We start from the raw sequence: 3,986 nt of genomic DNA on the forward strand, positions 1-3,986 counted from the left end.
CCGCCGGGTTCTCGAAATCGCGTCCTCGCAGGTTGACGAGGTACGTATGCCCAGCTGTCCGGACCCCCCTTCGGGGGTGACTGAACATGCTATTCTGCTGAGGCGGCCGAGGATTCCGGCCATTGGTGATATCGCGTGAAAAGGAGCTCCGGCATGGGTGCTGCGGAGGCCGGTCTGGTCAGTCCCCATATCGGAGAAAGATGCGAGGAAATTACATTCAAGGCGGCTGAGGAAGTTCTGGGCCTGGGGCTGACGGGCGTCTACTTCGTCATGGGGAACCTGCGCAACAGGAAGGATGACGAGCAGTTCGACTCGCTGCTGGCCGGCACTCTCGCCGGTCTTCCGAGCTTTCCGTCCAACGAGGATTTCAAGAGTGATCCGGTCCTTGCCGGATTCCGTGACCTGCACACCGCGGTCGGGCGGTCGAACCGGGAGAACGTCGCGTCGCCGGAGAACCTGCTGCGCCTGATCCGCAGGACCGGGACGCTGCCCAGGATCAATCTTCTCGTCGACATCTACAACCTGGTCTCGCTGCGGACCCGCCTGGCGCTCGGCGCGCACGACCTGGCAGCCGTGGACGGGGACATCCGTCTCACGTCCACAACCGGTGCGGAACGGTTCGTGCCGCTGGGCGCGACGGAGCCCAAGCCGGTCCCCGCCGGCGAGTACGGCTACATCGACGGCGCCGGCGAGATCATCTGTCGGATGGAGACGCGGCAGGTCGAGAAGACCAAGGTGGTGCTCGACACCACCGAGTGTTTCTACATCGTCCAGGGGAACCGGGCCACCGACGCCAGCTACGTCTGGGACGCGGCCAACGAGCTGATCGCGCTCACGAAGGAGTTCTGCGGCGGCGACGAGAGAATTCTTTTCGGGCCCTGACCGGATGGGCGCGGCGGGCCCCGCTGCTGTGCCGGGCCCGTGCCTCATGTCGCCGAGACCCGGCGGACGAACCGGCCGGTCTCCCCGCCGGCCTGCTGGCCCCCGGGCAGGATGCCGGCGAGCCTCCGATCTCACCGACATGATCGTCATGGTCAACAGGGGTACCCATCGCGTGGCTGAGACAAGACCGTTAAGCGTGTCGTCGTGGAAGACCGGCCTCGACGATGCCGCGCTCACCGCCGACGTCATCCTCGAGTGCGCGGCACGCGTGTCCGCGGCCGGCCGCGAGGCATGAGACCACGATGCACAGTGCCCCGCCGGGGCGGCCTCAGCCGACGTCGAGCAGGTCGACGACGAAAATCAGAGTCTCGTTTGAACCCCACCGCCGGCGAGGGCCTCGGCCAGCGCACCTCGGCAGCCCAGCGCACCTCGGCAGCCCAGCGCCCCTTGGCAGCCGCCGTTCTCGCGGAAAGCCCAGGGATGCTGGAAGCCGCGATGTCCCGGTAGCCGTGGTGCCACCGTACCGTCGCCGGCTGGCCACGGTACGCATCAACCGCATGTCCTGGCCCGGACAGCTCCCACCCACCTGGAAGACGAGAATGGCGGCGGGCCCGTCCTGGGTTTCACTGGGTGCGGACGAGGAGGCTGACGGGGAAGTCGCGCAGGAGGCGCAGGACGTAGGCGACGCCGCCGTCGTGGCGGCGGCCGGTGAACAGGTCCGTCCAGCGGCCCTCGGGCAGCGAGAGGGTGGTGTCGCGCCAGCCGCCGCCGCGGCGCAGCCCCAGCACCAGGCGTGGCGCCACGGCTACCACCGAGCCCGAGCGGCTGAAGGCGACCACGTGGTCGGCCGCCGAGCCGGACGCCCACAGCGGACGGTAGGTGGCCTGGGCGCCGAACCACTGCGGGTGTTCCCGGCGCAGCCGTAACGCGCGGGCGACGACGAGCAGTTTCGCCGCCCCGGTGTCGTCGAGCGGCGGGGGCTTGCGGCCACCGGATTCGGGGCCGAGCTCGGTCAGCAGCTTCGCCCGCTCACCGAAGGCGACCGGGCGCCGGTTGTCCGGGTCGACCAGGGAGGCGTCCCACAGCTCCTGGCCCTGGTAGACGTCGGGCACGCCGGGGGAGATGAGCTGGAGCAGCTTCTGGGCCAGGGAGTTCTGGCGCCCGAGCTCCACCAGGGACGCGACGTAGGTCTCCAGCGTCGCGAGGTAGTCCCGGTCGTCGAGGACGGCGTCGATGTAGTTCGTCAGCGCCGACTCGTACCCGGGGTGCGGGGCGGTCCAGGACGTATGGGTCTTTGCCTCGCGGACAGCCTTGAGCATGTACTGCCGGACCCGGTCGGCCGGCAGCGGCCAGGCCCCGACGAGGGTCTGGGCGAGCAGGTAGTTCGTCGGACGGTCCGGCCAGCCGTGTTCGATGTCGGTGTGCCGTTCGCCGAGGGCGAGCAGGCGGCGGGCGATCCCGCCCCAGCCGTCGGGGTCCTCGGTCAGCACGGCGAGCCGGGCGCGGACGTCCTCGGAGCGTTTGGTGTCGTGCGTGGACAGGGTGGTCATCGTCAGCGGCCAGGCCCGCTGGGTGGCGCTGTTGGCCTCGTGGAACTCGTGCACCGCGCTGTGCGGATGCCCGGCGGGGAAGCCGGGGAAGTCGCCGGGGGAGCCGCCGACCTCGTTCAGCGCGATCATCCTGCTGTACCGGTAGAAGGCGGTGTCCTCGACGCCCTTGGCCATGACCGGCCCGGCGGTCTGCTGGAAGCGGACGACGAACTCCGGCGGGCCGGACAGGGCCAGCTCCTCGACGAGGCCGATCTCGCCCGCGCGCAGGGGCAGCGACTCCCGGGCGCGCGCGCAGGCCCGCACGACATGCCCGCGCGCCTCCAGGGTCGCCGCCGAGCCCGGCCGGACGTAGGCGCGGTAGACCGGGAAGGCGGCCAGTACCTCGGCCAGCGCCTCGTGCAGGCCGACGCGGGTGAGGTCCGCGCGCCGCCGCCGGGCCTCGGCCAGGGCGAGGGTGGCCAGCCTGTCCAGTTCGGGGCGCAGGGCGCCGGCGAGCACGTCGAGCTTGGCCCGGCGGCTGATCGTGGCGAAGTCGGCCCGCACATCGGTGATCTCGGCGTAGAGGGTGCTGAACGCCCTGGCCGAGACCGGGTCGATGAACAGCCGGGTGAGCCGGTTCAGCGCGTCGTAGCCGGTGGTGCCGGCGCACACCCAGGTGTCGGGCAGCGCCTCGCCGGGCTCCAGGATCTTCTCGACGACCGTCCACGCGCCCCCGGTGGCCTCGGACAGCCGGCGCAGGTACTCCTCGGGGTCGGCGAGGCCGTCGGGATGGTCGATCCGCAGGCCGTCGATCGCGCCGGCCCGGACCTGGTCGAGGATCAGGCGGTGGGTGGCGGCGAAGACGTCCGGATCCTCCTGGCGCAGGCCGGCGAGGGTGGTGATGTCGAAGAAGCGCCGGTAGTTCAGCTCGGTGCCGGCGACCCGCCAGAAGCACAGCCGGTAGTGCTGGCGTTCGAGGGTGGCGGCCACGTCGTCGGGGTCGGCGGTCCCCTCGGCGACGGGCAGCACGTGGTCGTGGTAGACGATCACCCAGGCGCCGTCCTCGTCGGTCGCCAGCCGGATCTCGCCGCGGGCGAGGCAGGTGCCCAGCGCGTCCCCGAGAACCGGGACCACGATCTTCCCGGGGTTCTCCGGGGAGTCCCAGTCGATGTCGAACCAGGACGCGTACGGCGACTCGGCGCCCTCGCGCAGCACCGACCACCAGGCCGTGTTGGCCGGCTCGGGCGCGGCCACCGCCATGTGGTTGGGCACCAGGTCCACCACCAGGCCGAGCCCGGCCCTGCGGCACGCGGTCACCAGCCGCCGGAACCCGGCCTGCCCACCGAGCTCGGGGCTGATCTGGCCGTGGTCGACCACGTCGTAGCCGTGGGCCGAGCCGTCGACCGCCTCCAGGACGGGCGAGCAGTACAGGTGGGTGACGCCGAGCGTGGCCAGGTAGGGCACTATGACGGCCGCGTCGGTGAAGGAGAACTCCATGCTCAGCTGCAGCCGGTAGGTCGCGGTGGGGACGGCCCGGACGGCCTCGCCACCGGCACCGGGCCCACCGGCACCGGG

Annotated in this window: 2 protein-coding genes; one reads left to right on the forward strand and one right to left on the reverse strand. The window is 71.2% G+C overall.

Going from position 1 to position 3,986, the window contains the following annotated elements; all coding sequences use genetic code 11:
- Positions 1-153 precede the first annotated feature (153 nt).
- Entirely contained in the window at positions 154-882 is a 729-nt protein-coding gene (locus AC5LSR_RS15170) for a B3/B4 domain-containing protein (RefSeq protein WP_250282373.1), read from the forward strand.
- A gap of 623 nt (positions 883-1,505) precedes the next feature.
- Here the strand turns inward: AC5LSR_RS15170 and treY are convergent.
- Positions 1,506-3,986 (reverse strand): malto-oligosyltrehalose synthase (gene treY, locus AC5LSR_RS15175; protein ID WP_493468600.1); only part of this gene is annotated, 2,481 nt, incomplete at its 5' end.

Source organism: Protofrankia sp. CiP1_Cm_nod4, from assembly GCF_982290645.1.